Below are 3390 nucleotides of genomic sequence, written 5' to 3'. Positions count from 1 at the left end.
CAATATAGCCTCAAGATTGTTAATTTTATGTTGTCACATATAAATGGAGTTGTTATGATTTTATCAAAAAAAATAAATCATTTTTTTAGTGTTGTAGAATGTGGATCTTTCAAAAATGCCTCTAAAAGAATTCATATAAGCCCCCCAGCGCTTTGCAAAAGTATTTCTGACATAGAAGAAATATTGGAGGTTAAACTATTCAATCGTTCTAATAAAGGAGCAACTTTAACGGCACAAGGAGAAAACTTATACAAATATTTATTACCTATACGTGATAATGTAGAGAGCATAAGATCACGTTTTTTACAAAGTAAAAAAAAAAAGAACTTAAAGTAGGAACAGATGGTTACAATAAATTATTTGAAAGATTGATGAACCAAATAATTGAGAACGGAAAAATTGATTTTATAAGTGAAAGATATCAATTTGGGGAACATTGTAGTAAACTCCTTTCAGGAGAATTAGATGTTTTTGTCTCAACTCATCCACCAATAGAAGATGGACTAGAGAGAATTTCTTTTAAAAAGTATGACCATGAAACTAATTTTTTTATTTCTTCAAAGAAAATTTTCGATAAAAATAACTCATTGAGTAATATAATTCGTAACGAAAAGATGATTATCCATTCTGAATCAAAAAACATTCCATTATTTTTCTACTTATTGGAATATAGGAAAAAACATAAGATCAACACTCAAATATTAATTATTCCAGAAATTAACAACATTATAGATTTCATTTGCTCTGATGTTGGATATTCTATAATAAATAGTTCAAAATTGAACTTTAGATGTCTAAAAAATACTGATGTAAAACTTATCCCTAATAATATTTTCCAGTCTAAATCATCTAGCTATCTTTATTATTTAAAGAGAAGAGAGTTAGAGTTTTGTAATTTAATGATCTAATTTATTGAGTATATACCAATCTAACTTCAAGATGCGTGTGATTTCTCCGCGCGAAGCGGGGAGAAATCAGATTTCATATCGTGTTATAAATTGCAACCTGAAGTTTAATGCGTATATACCATAATGGGATATATAAATAAGGAACAATCATGAATAAATTAACAGCGGCACTCACCTCAATTATACTCATTTTGGGTTTCAATGATGTATTGCAAGCAAAAGTCTTTACTCTTGATCAAGTTGAATCTGGAGTAAATTCAACTGATTTGCCCCTATGCCATACTGTACATTGGGTTTCAGTTAGGCAAATAGAAAAAAGCCTGGAAGGAAAACCCCCAATAGCTGTTGGATTTGATATTGATGATACGGTAATATTTTCTAGCCCAGGTTTTTATCGAGGAAAGATAGAGTATTCACCCAATGATGAAAGTTATCTAAAAAATCAACAGTTTTGGGAAAAAATGAACAATGAATGGAATAAATTCAGTATGCCTAAAAAAATAGGCATTGAACTAATTAAGATGCATAAAAAACGAGGTGATGATATTTATTTCATCACTGGTCGTACAGAAACGAAAATAGAATCCATTACTAAACAGATACAAAAGATGATGCATATTTCTGATAGTAAAATGCATTCCGTCATTTTTGCAGGTGATGATAAAAATAAGAATGACAAAGCAAGTTGGATAAAAAAATACAAATTGGAAATATATTATGGAGATGCTGATGAAGATATTATAGCAGCTCATGAATCAAATATTCGCGGCATTCGTATCTTGAGGGCATCAAATTCATCTTATCAACCCTTGCCCAAAGCTGGAAAATTTGGAGAAGAGGTAATTATTAAATCTGATTATTAACTTGATGGCATTTTATATTCGACATCGCCGCGAACATTCTTTACAAATTCACACGGAACCAATTCTGTAACTGGTATCTAAATAGGTTTTCATAATACTGAGAGTATCAGATGTTGGCGTTCCTTACCCCGCGCGGAGCGCGGGGTAAGGAATACTCCTATCATTTTGAAACGCTATTTAGAGATGACAATACAGAACTGGCTCGTCTGGATAAAGAGATCAGCGGTATTGAAACCAAACTGGCTAACGAAGGTTTTGTCATCCCTGCACCCGAAGCCGTTGTTGCCAAAGAGCGCGAACGCCTGGCGACCAACAATGCCGCAAAAGAGAAGTTACTGACGCAGAAAGAGACTATCGCTGCACTGTAATTTTTCTTAGTTGAGATTTGTTCATATAAGCCACTGTGATTGAATTTGCAGTGGCTTTTTTGTAATTTCACTAAGCCATCTTTATCTTTTGTGTTGCAGAGTTTCGACACAATAGATTAAATTTTCATTCTTTCCGATGCTCATCAGAAATAAAAACCTTCTTATTTTTAAAATCTATAATTATTTTTCGGTTTCTAAGGAAGCTGTTTCCTATAATGCCGTCAATTTTTCCCATATGTTGAAAATGCCCATCAACAATAACTGCGCTAAACTGCTCCAGTTTTCCAGTTGTCGATTTCATTGTGAGCATTGTAGCTTCACATCCTTTGTTATCCATTTGCGGATTAACCGAGAGACAGCTTATAGGTGTGTAAGACTTAAGTCTCTCACGCCATATTATAGAGACTGTAGCCCCCGTATCCAGAATCACACGGTATTTATGGCTGGATTGCTCGACATAAAACATCATTCCTTCAGAGGATATTTGGAAAGGAAATTCTGTAAAACCTTTTGGAACCTTCTTCTTTTTACCAGTAATACTATCCGCTATAGTTAATGTATTAGATATATAATCCAGTGTTATCTGTCTATCTTTAAAAGCGCCGAGGCCTACAACAGGTGTATTTGGTAATTTTCCTTTGTTATAAACCAATAGCCCCCATTGCTTAAATGGAGTTACGATCACATCTTTAAAGATCATATTATTTACGTCAATAGAGTGAGCCAGATACTTTATGTTCCCCTGAATTTCTCCGGTTAAATCTGTACTGTAATAAGTATTTTCTTTTTTAAGTCCTTTTATTTTATTTATCTGAGATTCATAAAGGTGAAATCCCATAGAGGAGCCGGTATCAACCATTGCATATACTGGTTGACCATCAATTATAAATGTTGAATAAGGGACAGAATATTCATTAAAATTCAGTTTTAATGTTACTGATTTTTTTATATTAGCAAAAGAACTTTCTGAAAATGTGGCAAAAGCAAAAAATGAAAACATTGCTAACCAATAATTAAATTTTATCATTGTTGTAACTCAATTTTTTATTTTCGGATAAGCAGACTATCGACAAGTTCTTTGCGCTGTGCTTTATTCTTATCTGAATTAGTTACTTGGGTTTTGTTTTCTACTATTTCACGTTGGGTCGTGACATCAATTTATTGAATCATGTATAGTATGCCTATTTGGAGAACATTCAGATGGCAAAGATTGATGTGACCTGTCCCTCTTGTTGTGCAGTTAAAGGGATC

Annotated in this window: 5 protein-coding genes and 1 pseudogene; 4 read left to right on the top strand and 2 right to left on the bottom strand. The window is 32.9% G+C overall.

The window, feature by feature from the left end; translation table 11 throughout:
• The 4 genes and pseudogenes from IQ211_RS18500 to IQ211_RS18485 all read left to right on the top strand — a co-directional run.
• On the top strand, positions 1–336 hold a 336-nt coding region (locus IQ211_RS18500; protein ID WP_228011618.1), incomplete at its 5' end, for a LysR family transcriptional regulator.
• A 35-nt stretch (positions 337–371) separates the two neighbouring features.
• Positions 372–908: a type 2 periplasmic-binding domain-containing protein gene (locus tag IQ211_RS18495; protein ID WP_193836447.1), complete on the top strand. Its 537-nt coding sequence runs from the start codon at positions 372–374 to the stop codon at positions 906–908.
• 149 nt (positions 909–1057) lie between these two features.
• Positions 1058–1771, top strand: coding sequence for an acid phosphatase AphA (gene aphA / locus IQ211_RS18490; RefSeq protein WP_189759758.1), 714 nt, complete (start codon positions 1058–1060; stop codon positions 1769–1771).
• A gap of 194 nt (positions 1772–1965) precedes the next feature.
• Positions 1966–2139, top strand: a pseudogene (locus IQ211_RS18485) (hypothetical protein); the annotation flags it as partial.
• A gap of 124 nt (positions 2140–2263) precedes the next feature.
• Here IQ211_RS18485 and IQ211_RS18480 read toward each other — a convergent pair.
• Both IQ211_RS18480 and IQ211_RS20275 read right to left on the bottom strand, forming a co-directional pair.
• Positions 2264–3166, bottom strand: coding sequence for a hypothetical protein (locus tag IQ211_RS18480; RefSeq protein WP_189759756.1), 903 nt, complete (start codon positions 3164–3166; stop codon positions 2264–2266).
• Between the two features lie 17 nt (positions 3167–3183).
• Entirely contained in the window at positions 3184–3273 is a 90-nt protein-coding gene (locus IQ211_RS20275) for a hypothetical protein (RefSeq protein WP_399478120.1), read from the bottom strand.
• Positions 3274–3390 lie beyond the last annotated feature (117 nt).

This window comes from Xenorhabdus griffiniae, assembly GCF_015163655.1.
Taxonomy (GTDB): Bacteria; Pseudomonadota; Gammaproteobacteria; order Enterobacterales; family Enterobacteriaceae; genus Xenorhabdus; species Xenorhabdus griffiniae.
Note: the sequence above shows the minus strand (reverse complement) of the source record. Positions and strands in the feature narration are given on the sequence as shown.

Coding starts and splice junctions, on each gene's coding strand:
- IQ211_RS18495 (WP_193836447.1), top strand. CDS start 372: ATGAACCAAATAATTGAGAACGGAAAAATTGATTTTATAAGTGAAAGA.
- aphA (WP_189759758.1), top strand. CDS start 1,058: ATGAATAAATTAACAGCGGCACTCACCTCAATTATACTCATTTTGGGT.
- IQ211_RS18480 (WP_189759756.1), bottom strand. CDS start 3,166: ATGATAAAATTTAATTATTGGTTAGCAATGTTTTCATTTTTTGCTTTT.